The 16,628-nt window shown below is 64.9% G+C and carries 19 protein-coding genes; 18 read left to right on the top strand and 1 reads right to left on the bottom strand.

Annotated features, from left to right (window positions below; all coding sequences use genetic code 11):
- The first annotated feature begins 11 nt into the window (after positions 1-11).
- Together fdh3B and AC3WLX_RS05845 are read left to right on the top strand one after the other, a co-directional pair.
- Positions 12-608, top strand: coding sequence for a formate dehydrogenase FDH3 subunit beta (gene fdh3B, locus AC3WLX_RS05850; RefSeq protein WP_131870000.1), 597 nt, complete (start codon positions 12-14; stop codon positions 606-608).
- 40 nt (positions 609-648) lie between these two features.
- Entirely contained in the window at positions 649-1,650 is a 1,002-nt protein-coding gene (locus AC3WLX_RS05845) for a formate dehydrogenase subunit gamma (RefSeq protein ID WP_291621066.1), read from the top strand.
- 22 nt (positions 1,651-1,672) lie between these two features.
- On the opposite strand, the gene AC3WLX_RS05840 is transcribed toward AC3WLX_RS05845, so the two are convergent.
- Complete coding sequence (locus AC3WLX_RS05840) at positions 1,673-1,876, bottom strand: hypothetical protein (protein ID WP_291621064.1); 204 nt, start codon at positions 1,874-1,876, stop codon at positions 1,673-1,675.
- 331 nt (positions 1,877-2,207) lie between these two features.
- Here AC3WLX_RS05840 and AC3WLX_RS05835 point away from each other — a divergent pair, with 331 nt between their 5' ends.
- The 16 genes from AC3WLX_RS05835 (at position 2,208) to hypB (ending at position 16,626) form a co-directional block, all read left to right on the top strand.
- Entirely contained in the window at positions 2,208-3,314 is a 1,107-nt protein-coding gene (locus AC3WLX_RS05835; RefSeq protein ID WP_291621062.1) for a HoxN/HupN/NixA family nickel/cobalt transporter, read from the top strand.
- A gap of 76 nt (positions 3,315-3,390) precedes the next feature.
- Positions 3,391-4,710, top strand: a complete 1,320-nt coding sequence (locus AC3WLX_RS05830; RefSeq protein WP_492335057.1) for a DUF3422 domain-containing protein — start codon at positions 3,391-3,393, stop codon at positions 4,708-4,710.
- Between the two features lie 67 nt (positions 4,711-4,777).
- The gene (locus tag AC3WLX_RS05825) at positions 4,778-5,794 is read left to right on the top strand and encodes an NADH-quinone oxidoreductase subunit B family protein (RefSeq protein ID WP_492335056.1); all 1,017 of its coding nucleotides are present in this window, start codon (positions 4,778-4,780) and stop codon (positions 5,792-5,794) included.
- Positions 5,791-7,230, top strand: coding sequence for a nickel-dependent hydrogenase large subunit (locus tag AC3WLX_RS05820; RefSeq protein WP_492335055.1), 1,440 nt, complete (start codon positions 5,791-5,793; stop codon positions 7,228-7,230). The genes AC3WLX_RS05825 and AC3WLX_RS05820 overlap by 4 nt, the downstream gene beginning before the upstream one ends.
- 196 nt (positions 7,231-7,426) lie before the next feature.
- Positions 7,427-8,518: a hydrogenase small subunit gene (locus AC3WLX_RS05815; RefSeq protein ID WP_025035354.1), complete on the top strand. Its 1,092-nt coding sequence runs from the start codon at positions 7,427-7,429 to the stop codon at positions 8,516-8,518.
- A 28-nt stretch (positions 8,519-8,546) separates the two neighbouring features.
- Positions 8,547-10,337, top strand: a complete 1,791-nt coding sequence (locus AC3WLX_RS05810; protein ID WP_291627627.1) for a nickel-dependent hydrogenase large subunit — start codon at positions 8,547-8,549, stop codon at positions 10,335-10,337.
- A 9-nt stretch (positions 10,338-10,346) separates the two neighbouring features.
- The gene (gene cybH, locus AC3WLX_RS05805; protein ID WP_492335054.1) at positions 10,347-11,090 is read left to right on the top strand and encodes a Ni/Fe-hydrogenase, b-type cytochrome subunit; all 744 of its coding nucleotides are present in this window, start codon (positions 10,347-10,349) and stop codon (positions 11,088-11,090) included.
- 17 nt (positions 11,091-11,107) lie between these two features.
- Positions 11,108-11,686: a HyaD/HybD family hydrogenase maturation endopeptidase gene (locus AC3WLX_RS05800; protein ID WP_291627624.1), complete on the top strand. Its 579-nt coding sequence runs from the start codon at positions 11,108-11,110 to the stop codon at positions 11,684-11,686.
- 27 nt (positions 11,687-11,713) lie between these two features.
- Positions 11,714-12,010: a HypC/HybG/HupF family hydrogenase formation chaperone gene (locus AC3WLX_RS05795; protein ID WP_291627623.1), complete on the top strand. Its 297-nt coding sequence runs from the start codon at positions 11,714-11,716 to the stop codon at positions 12,008-12,010.
- 264 nt (positions 12,011-12,274) lie between these two features.
- Positions 12,275-12,721: a thioredoxin domain-containing protein gene (locus tag AC3WLX_RS05790; RefSeq protein WP_492335053.1), complete on the top strand. Its 447-nt coding sequence runs from the start codon at positions 12,275-12,277 to the stop codon at positions 12,719-12,721.
- Positions 12,718-13,581, top strand: a complete 864-nt coding sequence (locus tag AC3WLX_RS05785) for a hydrogenase expression/formation protein (RefSeq protein WP_492335052.1) — start codon at positions 12,718-12,720, stop codon at positions 13,579-13,581. Before AC3WLX_RS05790 ends, AC3WLX_RS05785 begins: the two co-directional genes overlap by 4 nt.
- Entirely contained in the window at positions 13,578-13,787 is a 210-nt protein-coding gene (locus AC3WLX_RS05780; RefSeq protein ID WP_492335051.1) for a rubredoxin, read from the top strand. The genes AC3WLX_RS05785 and AC3WLX_RS05780 overlap by 4 nt, the downstream gene beginning before the upstream one ends.
- Complete coding sequence (gene hybE / locus AC3WLX_RS05775; protein ID WP_492335050.1) at positions 13,784-14,296, top strand: [NiFe]-hydrogenase assembly chaperone HybE; 513 nt, start codon at positions 13,784-13,786, stop codon at positions 14,294-14,296. Before AC3WLX_RS05780 ends, hybE begins: the two co-directional genes overlap by 4 nt.
- Positions 14,293-15,378 (top strand): nickel-dependent hydrogenase large subunit, encoded by a 1,086-nt coding sequence (locus tag AC3WLX_RS05770; RefSeq protein WP_492335049.1) that lies wholly within the window; start codon positions 14,293-14,295, stop codon positions 15,376-15,378. The genes hybE and AC3WLX_RS05770 overlap by 4 nt, the downstream gene beginning before the upstream one ends.
- Positions 15,371-15,712, top strand: a complete 342-nt coding sequence (gene hypA, locus AC3WLX_RS05765) for a hydrogenase maturation nickel metallochaperone HypA (RefSeq protein ID WP_492335048.1) — start codon at positions 15,371-15,373, stop codon at positions 15,710-15,712. Before AC3WLX_RS05770 ends, hypA begins: the two co-directional genes overlap by 8 nt.
- Positions 15,712-16,626, top strand: a complete 915-nt coding sequence (gene hypB / locus AC3WLX_RS05760) for a hydrogenase nickel incorporation protein HypB (RefSeq protein WP_492335047.1) — start codon at positions 15,712-15,714, stop codon at positions 16,624-16,626. The genes hypA and hypB overlap by 1 nt, the downstream gene beginning before the upstream one ends.
- Positions 16,627-16,628 lie beyond the last annotated feature (2 nt).

Raw genomic sequence — 16,628 nt, 5'->3', positions numbered from 1 at the left:
GGAGCACGCACATGGCTCGGATGAAATTTCTCTGCGACGCCGATCGCTGCATCGAGTGCAACGCCTGCGTCACCGCCTGCAAGAACGAGCACGAGGTGCCCTGGGGCATCAACCGCCGGCGCGTCGTCACCATCAACGACGGCAAGCCGGGCGAGCGCTCGATCTCGATGGCCTGCATGCATTGCACGGACGCGCCTTGCGCGGCCGTGTGCCCGGTGAACTGCTTCTACACCACGGCCGATGCCGTGGTGCTGCACTCCAAGGATCTCTGCATTGGCTGCGGCTATTGCTTCTACGCCTGCCCGTTCGGCGCGCCGCAATACCCGAAGGTCGGGAACTTCGGCTCGCGCGGCAAGATGGACAAATGCACCTATTGCGCCGGTGGTCCGGAAGCCGACGGCAGCAAGGAGGAATACGAAAAGTACGGCGCGAACCGGCTCGCCGAGGGCAAGCTGCCGCTGTGCGCCGAAATGTGCTCGACCAAATCCTTGCTTGCGGGCGACGGTGAGATCATCGCCCAGATCTACAAGGAGCGCGTCACGAAGCGCGGCTATGGCTCGGGTGCATGGGGCTGGAAGACCGCGTATCGCGAGACGATCGAGTCCTGACGTGGGCAGTCGACGGGCGCGCAAGGCTGGGGAGGACGTAATGGCGTCGTTTGCAAGGTTCATTCGTCTGGCGTTTGGTGCCTGGGCGCTGCTTCTTTTGGTGACGGCGGTGCCCGCGAGCGCTCAGCAGGTCAATCCGACCGCGAGCGCGGTCAAGGAGCAGCAGCTCCTGCAGGAACTCAACCGCATCCAGGGCCGTGTCAGCATTCCCGATCAGCGCTCCCGCGTTCTCGAGCAGCCGCAGGGGCGGGAATGGCGGGAATTCCGCATGGTGACGCTGCCCTGGATCGGCGGCGTTGCCATCATCGGCATGATCGCCGTGATCATGATCTTCTATCTCACCCGCGGCATGGTTCGGCTGGAGAGCGGCCGCTCGGGCCGCACCGTCGTGCGCTTCAACGGTTTCGAACGTTTCGTGCACTGGATGACGGCAACCTGCTTCATCATCCTGGCGATCTCCGGCCTCAACGTCACCTTTGGCCGGCAGCTGCTTTTGCCGCTGATCGGTTTCGAGGCCTTCTCCGAATGGTCGCAATGGGCCAAATACGCCCACAATTATCTGAGTTTTCCATTCACGCTGGGGGTCGTGTTGATCTTCCTGATGTGGATCGGCGGCAATATTCCCGGCAAGGTGGATATCGAATGGGCCAAGCGCGGCGGCGGCCTGATCGGGCATGATCATCCGCCGGCCTACCGCTTCAATGGCGGCCAGAAGATGATCTACTGGATCGTTGTGCTCGGCGGCGGTCTCGTTGCAGCGTCAGGCTATGCACTGATGTTCCCGTTCTACGGCACGGGGATCGAGGGCATGCAGATGGCCCAGATCGTCCACGCCATCGTGGCGGTCCTGTTCGTCGCAGCGATGATCGGGCACATCTACATCGGCACCATCGGAATGGAAGGCGCGTTCGAGGCCATGGGCTCGGGCGAGGTCGACGTCAACTGGGCGCGCGAGCACCATAGGCTCTGGCTGGACGAGCAGATGGCGCGAACCGGACCGAACGACGGACAACGGCAACCCGCAAGCGCACCGGCCGAATAGCGCGCCGGTGCGGACGTGCCGGCTACCGCTCCGGTTCTTTCATGAACAGGACGGAGCGATCCTGCAGCTCCTGATCGGGAAGCTTTTTAGCCTGACCCGTCTGCATGTCTTGAAGGGACACCATGCCGGGCTGACCGGAACGAGAGACTGTATGCGGCCTGAACACGCTGTTGGCCGCACCGGCGAGAAGCATGGCTGCAATAAGCGAGAGCATGAGGAGTTTCATGCGCGTCTCCGTCTGCCATCTCCACCCGGCACGATAAATACATCCGGATCGTCAAACCCGATGTGAGCCGTTTCACAGCGCGGGGTTCCATTTGCAGGCGGTTCGAGCTCCCCTGACGACCGTCAACTTCGTCGTCAAGTGGATATCTGCTTGCCAAGGAAGCATCCCATCCCGTACCGGCGCCGTGATCGGTTGAAGGCGAATTCCGCCATAAGGCCAGCCATTTGGCTTCTATTCTGTCGCCTCGTCAGGGGGAGCGCGAAAATGGTCCGGCTCTTGCTCTTGCCAGTATGAGAGACTTTGATAAACGTCATACTGTGGGACCGGATGGATGGAACGAGCGGTGAGGCGGACTTTGCGGGCGGTCGAGCCCGGGACGGTGGCACTGCTCGGGGGTCTCGTCGCCGTCAATCTCGCCGCATGGGCCTGGGCCTTTGCGCTGTTTGGCGACCGGCCGACGGTGATGGCGACCGCGCTGCTGGCCTGGGTGTTCGGCCTCCGGCATGCCGTTGATGCCGACCACATCGCCGCCATCGACAACGTCGTACGCAAGCTGATGCAGGCCGGCGGCGCACCGCGCAGCGTCGGCCTCTATTTTGCGCTCGGCCATTCCACGGTGGTGGTCGTCGCGACCATCCTGCTGGCACTGGGCGTCGTGAGCCTTGGGGGCGACAGCCTGCTCAAGGAGATCGGCGGCCTCGTCGGCACCTCGGTCTCGGCACTGTTTCTGCTCGCGGTTGCCGCGATCAATCTCGTCATTTTCGTCGGCTTGTGGCGGACGTTTCGCGAGGCACGGGACGAGGGCGTTCACGACCCCGCCAAGCTTGACGCGCTGCTCGCCAAGCGTGGTTTCCTGGCGCGGCTGCTCGGCCCGATGTTCCGCCTGGTGACCAAGCCCTGGCACATGTACCCGCTCGGCTTTCTGTTCGGCCTCGGTTTCGATACCGCCACCGAGATCAGCCTGCTCAGCATCTCCGCGAGCGAAGCCGCGCGCGGAACCTCGCTCATCGACGTCCTGGTTTTTCCCGCGCTGTTCGCGTCGGGCATGGCGCTGGTCGACGCGGCCGATTCCGCGCTGATGGTGAGCGCCTATCGCTGGGCATTCGTCGATCCCCTGCGCAAGCTCTGGTACAACCTCACGATAACAGGTGCCTCGGTCGCGGTCGCGCTGTTCATCGGCGGCATCGAGGCGCTCGGGCTGATCGGCGAGCGGCTTGGCCTCTCCGGCGACGCATGGGCCCTGGTCGAGGGCCTCAACGAGTCGCTGGCGAATGTCGGCTTCGTCGTGATCGCGCTGTTCGCGATCGCCTGGCTCGTTTCTGTCGTGCTCTATCGCCGCATGCTTGCGGACGGCCGCCAGCCTGCCGGAACGAAAGTCCTGGAATGCGCCGATGCGACCGAGGCGCCCTTGAGCCCGCCCGTCGTCGCCGCGCGCTGACGGCACTCAACGAAACAGTTTGATCGTGTCACACCGGAAGCCTGGCCGCGAGCCGAAAGCGTAGCAGGGACTGCCGATGAACCGTAAGCTCGATCTCGCCGGCTTTGCAATGCATCCGCTGCGTGGTGCGGTGCTGGCCGAGGTGCATGCTCGCCCATTCACCCGGTTGATGGCACCGGTCACCGTGTTGCGCTTTGCATTTCTCGGCGAGGGCGCCGCCGCCGCGGCCGACCGGGAGAGGTTCGGCGCATTCTGCATGGCGCACGGGCAGCCGCCGCCGGATGCCGCGACCAAGCATCATCAAGTGACGATCGACGGCATCCAGCTGCGCTGGGAGCAGCACTCCGAGTTCAGCACCTTCACCTGGATCCTGAGCAGCCCCGACGTGCCGCCTCGCCGGTTCGGTGAGATCGGCGAGGGGCCTGCCGCGTTGATCCGGTCGCTTGGCCAGTCCGGCCAATTGCTGGTCGCGGTCAAGCTCGAGGTCGAGCAGACATCGGCGGCGCTGGAGCGTGCCCAGCAACTGTTCGAGAGAGGCAGCCTCGCGATGGCCGCGGTCCGCAGCGGACCTGCCGTCGTTGCATCCGACTTCCGCACCGACGAGCACGGCTTCGTCCGCGTTCTCGTGTGCAATGACGGTCTGTCGCCGGGCCGTCTTGGTGCCCTGGTGCAGCGGGTGCTGGAGATCGAGACCTACCGCACGCTGGCGCTGCTCGGCCTGCCCGCCGCGCTCGAGCTCGCGCCGTCCGTCGATCATATCGGCAGGCGGCTCGTCGAAGTGCTCGAGGAGATGCAGCGCGCCGGAGACCTCAAGCTCAACAATCATCTCCTGGGCGAACTGACGGCATTGGCGGCTGCGCTGGAGCGGGGTGCTGCCGGCAGCCTGTTCCGGTTCGGCGCCAGCCGGGCCTATTACGATATCGTGCAATCCCGTCTCGCCGTGATCGAGGGCGGCGAGATCGCGGGCTATCCAACCTGGTCCTCGTTCCTGGACCGCCGCATGGCACCGGCGATGCGCACCTGCGCGGCGATGGAAGACCGGCAGGCCGGCCTGTCGATCAAGCTCGCGCGCGCGGCCGATCTGCTGCGCACGCGCGTCGACGTCGAGCTCGAGGAGCAGAATCGCGATCTGCTGCGCTCGATGAATGAACGCACCCGGCTGCAATTGCGGCTCCAGAGCACGGTCGAAGGCCTGTCGGTGGCGGCGATCGGTTACTACGTCGTCAGCCTGTTCGGCTATCTCGCCAAGGGCGCCCATGATAGTGGCCTGCATGTCGAACCCTCGCTGGCAACCGCCGTCTTCGTGCCGGTGGCCATCGCCGTGATCTGGATCGTCACGCGCAATATCCGCAAGCGGCATTTGAAGCACGACGAAATGCCGGGCGCCCACCACTGAGGAGCCAAACGACCCCCTTGCGCTTCGTGGACGAGCGGTTGAAGCTGGGGCGGCCGGGAGATTTCAGATGAGCCGATCCGACGGAATGACCAATGTGCTCTGGCTGCAGGGCGCCAGCTGCGGCGGATGCACCATGTCGATCCTCGAGAGCGGCGCCTCCGGCTGGTTCGACGAACTGCGTCAGTTCGGCGTGAACCTGCTGTGGCATCCGTCCGTCAGCGAAGAGACCGGCGAGGAAGCCGTCGAAATCCTGCAGTCCGTGCTCGACGGCAGGGTGAGGCTCGACCTGCTGCTGCTGGAGGGTTCAGTCGCCCGCGGGCCGAATGACACCGGCCGTTTCAACATGCTCGCGGGCACCAATCGGTCGGTCTACAGCTGGATGCTCGATCTTGCGCCGCGCGCCGATTACGTGATTGCGGTCGGAAGCTGTGCGGCCTATGGCGGTGTACCGGCCGCCGGCTCGAATCCGACCGATGCGGTCGGCCTGCAATTCGAGGGGGTCGACAGTGGTGGCGCGCTGGGCGCCTCGTTCCGCTCGCGGCTCGGTCTTCCCGTCATCAACGTCGCAGGTTGTGCGCCGCATCCGGGCTGGATGATGGAAACGATTTTGGCACTGACCAGCAAGGATCTTGGCCCAACCGATCTCGACGGATATGGACGGCCGAAATTCGTCGCCAACCATCTTGCCCATCACGGCTGCTCGCGCAACGAGTTCTACGAGTTCAAGGCCAGCGCGGAGACGATGTCGGAGCGCGGCTGCCTGATGGAGCATCTCGGTTGCAAGGCAACGCAGGCCGTGGGCGATTGCAACCAGCGCTCCTGGAACGGCGGCGGCTCCTGCACCAAGGGCGGCTATGCCTGCATCGCCTGCACCTCGCCCGGCTTCGAAGGCGCGCAGAACTTTCTCCAGACCGCCAAGCTCGCGGGCATTCCGGTCGGCTTGCCCACCGACATGCCGAAAGCCTGGTTCGTCGCGCTCGCGGCATTGTCGAAGTCCGCGACGCCGCGGCGGGTGCGGCTGAATGCGACCGCCGATCATGTGGTGGTGCCGCCCGGCGGCTCCGGGGCCAAACGGACGCCATGACGCGGATCACGATCGGCCCGTTCAATCGTGTGGAGGGCGATCTCGAAGTCCGACTCGACGTCGAGAGCGGGCGCGTGGCGCGCGCCGAGGTGACGGCACCGCTCTACCGCGGTTTCGAGCAGATCCTGGAAGGGCGGCCGCCGCTCGATGCGCTGGCGCTGGCGCCGCGGATCTGCGGCATCTGTTCGGTCTCGCAATCGGTTGCCGCGGCCGCCGCGCTGCGCGAGGCGATGGCGATCGAGGCTGCGCCCAACGGATTGCTCGCGACCAACATCGCGCATGCTGCTGAGAACGCGGCCGACCATCTGACGCATTTCTATATCTTCTTCATGCCGGATTTTGCCCGCGAGACCTACAGCGCGCATGATTGGTACGCAGCGACGCGCGAGCGCTTTGCCGCGACCCGCGGCAGCGCGGCGCGCGAGGCGCTGCCGGCGCGGGCGCGGCTGCTCGAGACCATGGGCATCATCGCCGGAAAATGGCCGCACAGTCTCGCGTTCCAGCCGGGCGGCACCACGCGCGCCATCGATCTCGGCGAGCGGGTCCGGCTGCTCTCGATCGCGACGTCGTTCCGAAGCTTTCTGGAGCGGATCGTCTTCGCGGATGCGCTGGAGAACGTGCTGGCGATCGCGAGCGCGGACGAACTCGACCGCTGGCGCGATGGCCGCGGCGGCGACTTTGCCCATTTCCTGCGGCTAGCGGACAGTCTCGCGCTGACCGGACTCGGCAAGGGCACGGGCTTGATGATGAGCTACGGCGCCTATCATGGTCCTGACGGCGAGCTGTTTCCGCGCGGCCTGTTCGGCCCGCGCGCTGCGATCGAGCCGCTGCCGCTGGCGCAGATCACCGAGGATGTCTCGCACGCCTGGATGCGGGAGTCTTCCGCAGATCCTGCCCACAGCACCACGGTGCCGGATCCGGACAAGGCGACCGGCTATAGCTGGTGCAAGGCGCCGCGGCTGTCCGGGCAGCCGATCGAGGTCGGCGCCATCGCGCGCCAGACCGTGGCCGGACAGTCGCTGATCGCCGACCTGGTATCGGCCAGCGGGACCAATGTGCGCAACCGCGTGATCGCGCGGCTGCTCGAGACCGCGCGGATTGCGCTGGCCATGGAGCAATGGACGCGCGCGCTGCGGCTGTCCGAGCCGTTCTGTCGCGACGGGCGCGAGATCCCGAACGGCAGCTATGTCGGACTCGTCGAGGCCGCGCGCGGCAGTCTCGGGCATTGGATGGCGGTACGGGACGGCAGGATCGAGCGCTACCAGATCATCGCACCGACCACCTGGAATTTCTCGCCGCGCGATTCCTTCGACGTGGGCGGGCCGCTGGAGCAGGCGCTGGTCGGCACCGATGTCGGCGATGCCGGCGCCCGCGCGGTGGCGATCCAGCACATCGTGCGTTCGTTCGATCCCTGCATGGTCTGCACCGCGCACTAGGCGGAAACTTCGTTGTCGACTGCAAATCGCGTTATTTCCGCTTCGACTGCTTTCAACGCCATCGCGGCCCACCCCGTTGCGCAGTGTAGCGCGCAAGGTTTTGGAATCTCTCTACTTTTGAATCGCTCCAGTTATTGGCCTGCTTCTTGCTGTCTTTGGCGTCATCGAAAAGTCAAAGCCGAAGGCGGGAGGATTTATGGGCGCGGCGACGGAGACGTTTTATAGCGTGATCAGGCGGCAAGGCATCACGCGTCGAAGCTTTCACAAATTCTGCAGCCTGACGGCGACCAGCCTCGGACTCGGACCGCTGGCGGCGAGCCGCATTGCCAATGCGCTCGAGACAAAGCCGCGCGTGCCCGTCATCTGGATGCACGGGCTCGAATGCACCTGCTGCTCGGAGAGCTTCATCCGGTCCGCGCACCCGCTGGTGAAGGATGCGGTGCTGTCGATGATCTCGCTCGACTACGATGACACCATCATGGCCGCTGCCGGCCATCAGGCGGAAGCCATCCTCGAGGAGACCCGCGCCAAGCACAAAGGCCAGTACATTCTCGCAGTGGAGGGCAACCCGCCGCTGAACGAGGGCGGCATGTTCTGCATCGACGGTGGCAAGCCCTTCGTCGAGAAGCTGAAGATGATGGCCGAGGATGCGATGGCGATCATCGCCTGGGGCGCCTGCGCCTCCTGGGGCTGCGTGCAGGCCGCCAAGCCCAACCCCACCCAGGCGACGCCGATCGACAAGGTGATCACGGGCAAGCCGATCATCAAGGTGCCGGGATGCCCCCCGATTGCGGAGGTGATGACCGGCGTCGTCACCTTCATCACCACGTTCGGCAAGCTGCCCGAGCTCGACCGCCAGGGCCGGCCGAAAATGTTCTACTCCCAGCGCATCCATGACAAGTGCTACCGCCGCCCGCATTTCGACGCCGGCCAGTTCGTCGAGGAGTGGGACGACGAGGCCGCGCGCAAGGGCTACTGCCTCTACAAGATGGGCTGCAAGGGCCCGACCACCTACAACGCCTGCTCGACTGTGCGCTGGAACGGCGGTGTCTCTTTCCCGATCCAGTCGGGCCATGGCTGCATCGGCTGCTCGGAGGACGGCTTCTGGGACAAGGGTTCGTTCTACGACCGTCTCACCAACATCAAGCAGTTCGGCATCGAGAAGAACGCCGACCAGATCGGCATGGTGGCGGCCGGCGCCGTCGGCGCCGCGGTGGCCGCGCATGCGGCGGTGACGGCGGTGAAGCGGCTCGCGTCGAAGCGCGAAGACGCCGACCACAACAGCTGATCGTAGAAATTCCAGGGGCAGGGCAATCATGGGTATCCAGACTCCCAACGGCTTCAATCTCGACAATTCCGGCAAGCGCATCGTCGTCGATCCCGTGACCCGCATCGAAGGTCACATGCGGGTCGAGGTTAATGTCGACGCCGACAACGTCATCCGCAACGCGGTCTCGACCGGCACGATGTGGCGCGGCATCGAGGTGATCCTGAAGAACCGCGATCCGCGCGACGCCTGGGCGTTCACCGAGCGGATCTGCGGCGTCTGCACCGGAACGCACGCGCTGACGTCGGTCCGTGCGGTCGAGAACGCGCTCGGGATCACGATCCCCGAGAACGCCAACTCGATCCGCAACCTGATGCAGCTTGCGCTGCAGGTGCATGACCACGTCGTCCACTTCTATCATCTGCATGCGCTCGATTGGGTCGACGTGGTTTCCGCGCTCTCGGCCGATCCGCGCGCGACATCGACGCTGGCGCAGTCGATCTCGAGCTGGCCGCTGTCCTCGCCCGGCTATTTCAAGGACCTGCAGACGCGCCTGAAGAAGTTCGTCGAATCCGGGCAGCTGGGGCCCTTCAAGAACGGCTATTGGGGCAGCAAGGCCTACAAGCTGCCGCCCGAGGCCAATCTGATGGCGGTGGCGCATTATCTCGAGGCGCTCGATTTCCAGAAGGAGATCGTCAAGATCCACACCATCTTCGGCGGCAAGAACCCGCATCCGAACTGGCTGGTCGGTGGCGTGCCCTGTCCGATCAATGTCGATGGCACCGGTGCCGTCGGCGCCATCAACATGGAGCGGTTGAACCTGATCTCCTCGATCATCGATCAACTGATCCAGTTCAACGAGCAGGTCTATCTGCCGGACGTCGCGGCGATCGGGTCCTTCTACAAGGATTGGCTCTATGGCGGCGGCCTGTCGGGCCAGAGCGTGCTGTCCTATGGCGACGTGCCGGAGCATGCCAACGACTATTCCGCCAAGAGCCTGAAACTGCCGCGCGGGGCGATCATCAACGGCAATCTGTCCGAGGTGTTTCCGGTCGACCACGCCAACCCGGACGAGATCCAGGAGTTCGTGGTGCACTCCTGGTACAAATATCCCGATGAGACCAAGGGGCTGCATCCCTGGGACGGCGTGACCGAGCCGAATTACGTGCTGGGCCCGAAAGCCAAGGGCACCAAGACGGCGATCGAGGAGCTCGACGAGGGCGGTAAATATTCCTGGATCAAGGCGCCGCGCTGGAAGGGCCACGCCATGGAGGTCGGGCCGCTGGCGCGCTGGGTCGTCGGCTACGCCCAGAACAAGGCCGAGTTCAAGGATCCCGTCGACAAGTTCCTGAAGGACCTGAACCTGCCGACCTCGGCGCTGTTCTCGACGCTCGGCCGCACCGCGGCGCGCGCGCTCGAATCGGTCTGGGCGGGACGGCAGATGCGCTACTTCCAGGACAAGCTCGTCGCCAACATCAAGGCTGGCGACTCGTCGACCGCCAATGTCGACAAATGGAAGCCGGAGAGCTGGCCCAAGGAGGCCAAGGGCGTCGGCTTCACCGAAGCGCCGCGCGGCGCGCTCGCGCACTGGATCAGGATCAAGGACACCAAGATCGACAACTACCAGTGCGTGGTGCCGACCACCTGGAACGGCTCGCCGCGCGACCCCAAGGGAAACATCGGCGCGTTCGAAGCATCGCTGTTGAACACGCCGATGGTCAATCCCGAGCAGCCTCTGGAGATCCTGCGCACGATCCATTCCTTCGATCCGTGCCTCGCCTGTTCGACACACGTGATGAGTCCGGACGGCCAGGAACTCGCCAAGGTCAAGGTCAGGTAGGAGGTCGCCATGATGGATGCAGTTGCTCCTGCTTCGGAGAGCAGGCCCGACCTCGCGGCGATCGCGGCCGACGCGTCCGGAGAACGGGCGGTGGGCCGGCCCACCGTCTATGTCTACGAAGCGCCGGTGCGGATCTGCCACTGGGTCAACGCGTTCTCGATCCTCGTGCTGATGGTGACAGGCTATCTCATTGGTTCGCCGCTGCCGACGGTCGCGGGGGAGGCGTCGGATCATTTCATCATGGGCTACATCCGCTTCGCCCATTTTGCCGCCGGACAAGTGCTCGCTGTGTTCTTCCTCACGCGGATCCTGTGGGCCTTCGTCGGCAACCATCACTCCCGGCAGATCTTCTATATCCCGGTTCATCGCAAGCAATTCTGGAAGGAAGTGCTGCACGAGATCCGCTGGTACGCGTTCCTGGAGCGCGAGCCGAAGATGTATGTCGGCCATAACCCGCTGGCGCAGACCGCGATGTTCACGGGCTTCACGCTGTTCGTGGCCTTCATGATCGTCACCGGCTTTGCGCTCTATTCGGAAGGCATGGGCATCGACAGCTGGCAGCACAAGCTGTTCGGCTGGGTGTTCGCGATTTGGCCGAACAGCCAGGACGTGCACACCTGGCATCATCTGGGGATGTGGGCGCTGGTGGTGTTCGTGATCGTGCACATCTACGCCGCGATCCGCGAGGACATCATGTCGCGCCAGAGCATCATCTCCTCGATGGTTTCCGGCGAGCGGCAATTCCGCGATTGAGAACGGGAACGTGACCGATGCCGACATCTTCGCAAGACGATCGCATCCTGGTGCTCGGCATCGGCAACATCCTGTGGGCCGACGAAGGCTTTGGCGTACGCGTGGTGGAGGAATTCCACCGCCGCTACGCCGTGCCTGACAACGTCACCATCCTCGACGGCGGCACGCAGGGGCTCTACCTCGTGAACTACCTGGAAGAGGCCAACCGCCTGATCGTGTTCGACGCCATCGACTACGGCCTCGAGCCCGGCCAGTTGAAACTGGTGCGCGACGACGAGGTGCCGCGTTTCACCGGCGCCAAGAAGATGAGCCTGCACCAGACCGGGTTCCAGGAAGTGATCAGTGCGGCCGATTTGCTCGGCCGATGCCCGCAGCATCTCGTGCTGATCGGCTGCCAGCCGCTCGATCTCGAAGATTGGGGCGGGCCGCTGACGCCGCCGGTGCGCGACCAGATTTCCCCCGCGATCGATCTCGCCTGCCGGATCCTGGCGGAGTGGGACGTGACGGTGAGCCGTCGCAGCATGCCGTTGACCGAATCCGAGCGGTTGCTCGCCAACGACATCGACCACGCAAATTACGAAATGCGACCGGCCTGACCGGCCGTCCCTGGTGGAGAACGCGCGATGTGCCTCGGGCTGCCGATGAGGATCATTGAGACTGACGGAATGTCGGCGCTGTGCGAATTCCGAGGCGAGCAGCGCCGCGTCTCGGTGCTGCTGCTCTCCAATCCGCCGGTCGGCGCCCACGTGCTGGTCTTTATCGATACCGCGATCCGGCTGCTGGATGTGGACGAGGCGGGCCTGATCGTTGCTGCGATAGACGGCCTGGACGCTGCGCTCGACGGCGAGGATTACGACCGCTTCTTCGCCGATCTGATCGATCGCGAACCGCAGCTTCCCGCGCACCTTCGCTCCGAGTAAGCGAACCTCCTGCAGCCGTGTTGGCCGCACCCCGTCGTGCGATCCGGCTTGCGGGCCGCCCTGGAAGCTATCTTTCTATCTGCAAAGATGAATTCCATCCAAAACTGGAAATCAGCTTACCATCAATGGGTGCGCCCTTCTGCGCGATCGAAAATACATGATTTAGATCAAATGGATAATCCGGGCAGATTGCTAGTCTGTCCTGGCATGTGCCTTGCTAACCCCATTCCGAAGCGAAATCATAAGCTTGTCAGGGGAGGTCTGATGGAATTCCAGGTGGGGAAGCAGGATCTGACGCGGCACGGCCTGCCCGAGGTTGATGCCGTAACGGTCGATCGATTTCTCGGTGCGGCCGACGAGGCCGGTGCGGTTGCGGTGCTGCTGTCGGCAGGCGATCCCAACCGTTTCCCTGAGGCGATCGACGTCGCCGTGGTGCTGCCGGAACTGATCATCGCGTTCAACGGTCGGCTCCGCGGTGCAATCATCGCCCGCGGCGACGAGACTGCGCTGGGCCAGCGTGTCGGCGTGCGCGTGCAACCGACGCTGATCCTCGTCGCCAAGGGGGAGACGCTGGGCCTGATCGCCAAGATCCAGGACTGGTCGGTCTATATCGACCGCATCACCAAGCTGATCGACCGTCCGCGCGGGCAAAGCGCGGCGGTCGCCGTCACCATCGTTGCCCAGCATCGCGCTCAGGGCGTCGCATCATGAAGGTCGGATTCTGGGATGCGCCCGAAGGCGCCGAGCAACCGGTCAGCGTGTTTCCGATCGGAGAGGAGAGTCTCAATGCGTCGAAAGGCAGCCTGACGGCGGCGGGCGCGTTGGCAAAGCTTGCAACGCTCGACAGCGCCGAACTCGCCCGGAGCTGCCCGAATGCCGTGGTGCTGCTCTCGAAGATCGCGCAGGCCATCGCGGGCCAGAAGGCAGATGCGCCGACGCAGCTGTTCCGGCTCGCCAATCTGAATGATCTCGAAAGCCAGCTCATCGCCGACGTGCTCGGCGAAGGCGAGGTTGGCGGTGTCGTGGCGCTGCCGGATGGCTCGCTGGCGCAGATCCAGGAATCGGTCCTGGCGGGGATCTGGCGCGTCCGGCTGGAGACCGACGCCACTTCCGATTATCTCGAGATCGGCGCGGTCCCGGAGATCGTCAGGCGTGCGGCCGCAGACCTGACATCCGCCGATTTCGAGATCGGGCCGGTGCCGGAAGGCGCCATGAACGTGCTGCCGGTGCTCGCGGAGATCCGCGAGCGCGCGCTGGCCTGGCGGCCCGGCATGCGCTCGCAGATCATCAATTTCACGCTGCTGCCGATGAGCCCCGTCGACATGAGCTTCCTGCAGGACACGATCCGCAACGGACCGATCCAGCTGGTGTCGCGCGGCTATGGCACTTGCCGGGTGCTCTCGACCGGCATCCGCAATGTCTGGTCGGTGCAGTTCTTCAACGCCATGGACACCATCATCCTGGATACGCTCGAGGTCGGCGGCGTGCCGACCGTCGCGCTCGCCGCCGACGAGGACTTCGAGGATTCGGCCGAGCGGCTGCAGGAAATCATCGAGGCCTATTTCAAATGAGCGCCTTCGAGAATTTTGGCGTGCGCCAGGACGTCGGCGACGTCACGCGGCTGGAATGCGGCATCTGCTGGGCCGTCTACGATCCCGCCGACGGCGACGACGTCGCGCAGATCGCGCCCGGCACGCCGTTCGCGGCGCTGCCGGAGGACTGGCATTGCCCGAACTGCGATGCGCCGAAGTCCAAATTCATGGCGATCGAAGCATGACGGGGAGTGCGCCAAATTCTGTCGGCGAGGCCGACGCTGCAGCGTGGGGCGCGCTTCTGGCCGAAAGCTATCGCGAGATCGGCGAGCGCGCGATGCGCGATCTGCCGATCTACAACGAGGCGCTCGGCGTCGAGGCGATCGGCTTCCGCCGGTTCAACGGCACGATCGTCGGCATCATGGTCACGCCCTGGTTCATGAACGTGGTGATGCCGGCGAACGACGCGCGGCAGAGTTCGGGTGCCACGATGCGAGTCCGCTTTCCCGCGGGCGACATCGAGTTCATCCTCGGCGAGGTCGGACAGATGGGCCGCATCGCGAGCTGCTCGCTGTTCTCGCCGATGGCCGAGTTCGCCGACATGGCTTCCGCCCGGGCAACCGCCGAGGCCGCGCTTGCCGAACTGATGCTGCCGGCAGACAGCGAAGAGGCGACGCGCCGCCGCGAACCCGCGACAATCCCGATCGACCGGCGTAATTTCCTTCGCGGCACTTTGGCGGAGCGGCGGGGATGAGCCTTGCCTTCCGCAACGAGATCGACATCACGGTGTGGCTCGCGGGTGCCACGATCGCTGACGTCGCGATCCAGCCGCGCAGCCGGCCGCCGCTGACGCGGCTGTTTGCGGGAAAGCCGGCGCAAGCCTTGCTTCCGGTGCTGCCGCGGCTGTTCTCGCTCTGCTCGGTCGCGCACCAGGCGGCATTCCTGTCGGCGATCGAGGCGGCGAAGGGGCTGGAGGCGACAGCGGAAACGGCGCATCGTCGCTTCACGGCGGTCGTTGCCGAGCGGCTGACCGAATTGCTGCGCAGCCTGTTCCTCGGACGAATCGCGCTCGACGCCGCGAGCGCTGCGGCCGTGCGCACGATGATGCAGGCAACCACCGTCCTCGGCGGCACCAGCGAAGGCGGGTCGGAGGCCTCGGCGCGCGAGGCCCTGGCACGGATCAAGGCCGCGCTCGGAGCGCTCGGGATCGCCAGTGAAGGCGGGGTGCTCGTGCCCGGCAGCGCGCTCGCTGTCCTTGTCGAACGCAGCGAGGGGGAGGCGTTGTCACCGCCGCCGGCCGAACCGTCGTTCCTGACCGCCGCTGACGATCTAGATGTCATCGAGCGCCTGCTGGCGGAGGGGGCAGCTTATTCCGACGCGCCGGAACTCTGCGGCAGAGTACCGGAAACAGGTGTCTGGGCCCGGTGGGCGCGGCGCGAACCGGTGTCGTCTGCGGCGACGCCTGCTGCGCGGCTGGAAGCGCGCATCGTCGAGGTCGCGCGGCTCTGTGCCTTTCTCGATCGCGGCGAGGAGGATCTCGACGATGGCGTCGCGGGCTATCGGCTCGGTGCGGGCAGGGGGGCGGCTGCGGTCGAATGTGCACGTGGCCGGCTCTACCATGCCGTCGTGCTCGACGAGGACGATCGCATCGTCAATTTCGAATTTCTCGCGCCGACCGAGTGGAATTTTCACGCCCGGGGGCCGCTGGTCCGGAGCCTGAAGGGAGCCAAGCTGCCGGCTGGCCGGCGCGGCCAGGACGCGGTTCGCACGTTAGTCGGTTCGTTCGACCCTTGCGTCGGTTTCAAGCTCGACTTCCGCGAGGTGGGCCATGCATGAGATGGCGCTCTGCGAAGGCATCATCGGCATCGTGGAGGAGGAGGCGCGGAAGCGCTCCTTCGCCAAGGTGAACGTGGTCTGCCTCGAGATCGGCGCGCTCAGCCATGTCGCGCCGGAGGCTATGAAGTTCTGCTTCGAGGCCGTTGCGGCACGGACCATCGCGCGCGGCGCAAGGCTCGAGATCATCGAGACGCCGGGCACGGCCTGGTGCATGGCTTGTTCCAGCAGCGTCGAGATCAAGCAGCGCTACGAGCCGTGCCCCTCCTGCGGTGGCTATCAATTGCAGGTGACGGGCGGAGAGGAAATGCGCGTAAGGGAACTGGAGGTCGACTGATGTGTACGGTCTGCGGCTGCAGCGACGGCAAGGCGTCCATCGAACACGCGCATGATCATCATCATGCTCATGATCATGACCACGGTCACGGCGGACACCATCATCATCACGGTCATGGGCACAGCCACGGCCATGCTCATCATCATCACCACCACGATCACGCCAACGATGAGGCGGGCCTGCTCGATTGTGGCGCCAATCCGGCCGGCCAGGAGATCGCCGGCATGAGCAGCGAGCGCATCATCCAGGTCGAGCGCGACATTCTCGGCAAGAACGATCGGCTCGCCGCCGACAACCGCGCGCGCTTCCGCGCCGACGAGGTGCTCGCCTTCAACCTGGTGTCGAGCCCGGGCGCCGGCAAGACGTCGCTCCTGGTTCGCGCGGTCTCGGACCTGAAGGACAGCTTTCCGATCGGCGTGATCGAGGGCGACCAGCAGACCTCCAACGATGCCGAGCGGATCCGCGCCACGGGCGTCGCCGCGATCCAGGTCAACACCGGCAAGGGCTGTCATCTCGATGCCGCCATGGTCGGCCAGGCCTATGACCGGCTGCCTTGGCTGAACGGCGGCATTCTCTTCATCGAGAATGTCGGCAATCTCGTTTGCCCCGCAGCGTTCGATCTCGGCGAAGCCTGCAAGATCGTGGTGTTCTCGACCACCGAGGGTGAGGACAAGCCGCTCAAATATCCCGACATGTTTGCAGCGTCATCCTTGATGCTGATCAACAAGATCGACCTCGCGCCGGTGCTTGACTTCGACCTCGCAAGGACAGTCGAATATGCGCGGCGGATCAACCCTGGAATCGAGGTGATGACGGTGTCGGCGCGCACGGGTGAGGGGTTTTCCGCCTTCTATGCCTGGATCCGCCGGCGGTGGGCGAAGCTGAAGCACGCCGAGATGGCTGCGCAGGGGTGACG

This window comes from Bradyrhizobium sp. FW305-F6 (assembly GCF_058782905.1).
The sequence above is the reverse complement of the archived record's forward strand: the minus strand, read 5'-3'. Positions and strand labels throughout refer to the sequence as shown.

Excerpts from the sequence above, each read along its gene's own strand:
- fdh3B (WP_131870000.1), top strand. The coding sequence starts at position 12 with ATGGCTCGGATGAAATTTCTCTGCGACGCCGATCGCTGCATCGAGTGC.
- AC3WLX_RS05845 (WP_291621066.1), top strand. The coding sequence starts at position 649 with ATGGCGTCGTTTGCAAGGTTCATTCGTCTGGCGTTTGGTGCCTGGGCG.
- AC3WLX_RS05840 (WP_291621064.1), bottom strand. The coding sequence starts at position 1,876 with ATGAAACTCCTCATGCTCTCGCTTATTGCAGCCATGCTTCTCGCCGGT.
- AC3WLX_RS05835 (WP_291621062.1), top strand. The coding sequence starts at position 2,208 with ATGGAACGAGCGGTGAGGCGGACTTTGCGGGCGGTCGAGCCCGGGACG.
- AC3WLX_RS05830 (WP_492335057.1), top strand. The coding sequence starts at position 3,391 with ATGAACCGTAAGCTCGATCTCGCCGGCTTTGCAATGCATCCGCTGCGT.
- AC3WLX_RS05825 (WP_492335056.1), top strand. The coding sequence starts at position 4,778 with ATGAGCCGATCCGACGGAATGACCAATGTGCTCTGGCTGCAGGGCGCC.
- AC3WLX_RS05820 (WP_492335055.1), top strand. The coding sequence starts at position 5,791 with ATGACGCGGATCACGATCGGCCCGTTCAATCGTGTGGAGGGCGATCTC.
- AC3WLX_RS05815 (WP_025035354.1), top strand. The coding sequence starts at position 7,427 with ATGGGCGCGGCGACGGAGACGTTTTATAGCGTGATCAGGCGGCAAGGC.
- AC3WLX_RS05810 (WP_291627627.1), top strand. The coding sequence starts at position 8,547 with ATGGGTATCCAGACTCCCAACGGCTTCAATCTCGACAATTCCGGCAAG.
- cybH (WP_492335054.1), top strand. The coding sequence starts at position 10,347 with ATGATGGATGCAGTTGCTCCTGCTTCGGAGAGCAGGCCCGACCTCGCG.
- AC3WLX_RS05800 (WP_291627624.1), top strand. The coding sequence starts at position 11,108 with ATGCCGACATCTTCGCAAGACGATCGCATCCTGGTGCTCGGCATCGGC.
- AC3WLX_RS05795 (WP_291627623.1), top strand. The coding sequence starts at position 11,714 with ATGTGCCTCGGGCTGCCGATGAGGATCATTGAGACTGACGGAATGTCG.
- AC3WLX_RS05790 (WP_492335053.1), top strand. The coding sequence starts at position 12,275 with ATGGAATTCCAGGTGGGGAAGCAGGATCTGACGCGGCACGGCCTGCCC.
- AC3WLX_RS05785 (WP_492335052.1), top strand. The coding sequence starts at position 12,718 with ATGAAGGTCGGATTCTGGGATGCGCCCGAAGGCGCCGAGCAACCGGTC.
- AC3WLX_RS05780 (WP_492335051.1), top strand. The coding sequence starts at position 13,578 with ATGAGCGCCTTCGAGAATTTTGGCGTGCGCCAGGACGTCGGCGACGTC.
- hybE (WP_492335050.1), top strand. The coding sequence starts at position 13,784 with ATGACGGGGAGTGCGCCAAATTCTGTCGGCGAGGCCGACGCTGCAGCG.
- AC3WLX_RS05770 (WP_492335049.1), top strand. The coding sequence starts at position 14,293 with ATGAGCCTTGCCTTCCGCAACGAGATCGACATCACGGTGTGGCTCGCG.
- hypA (WP_492335048.1), top strand. The coding sequence starts at position 15,371 with ATGCATGAGATGGCGCTCTGCGAAGGCATCATCGGCATCGTGGAGGAG.
- hypB (WP_492335047.1), top strand. The coding sequence starts at position 15,712 with ATGTGTACGGTCTGCGGCTGCAGCGACGGCAAGGCGTCCATCGAACAC.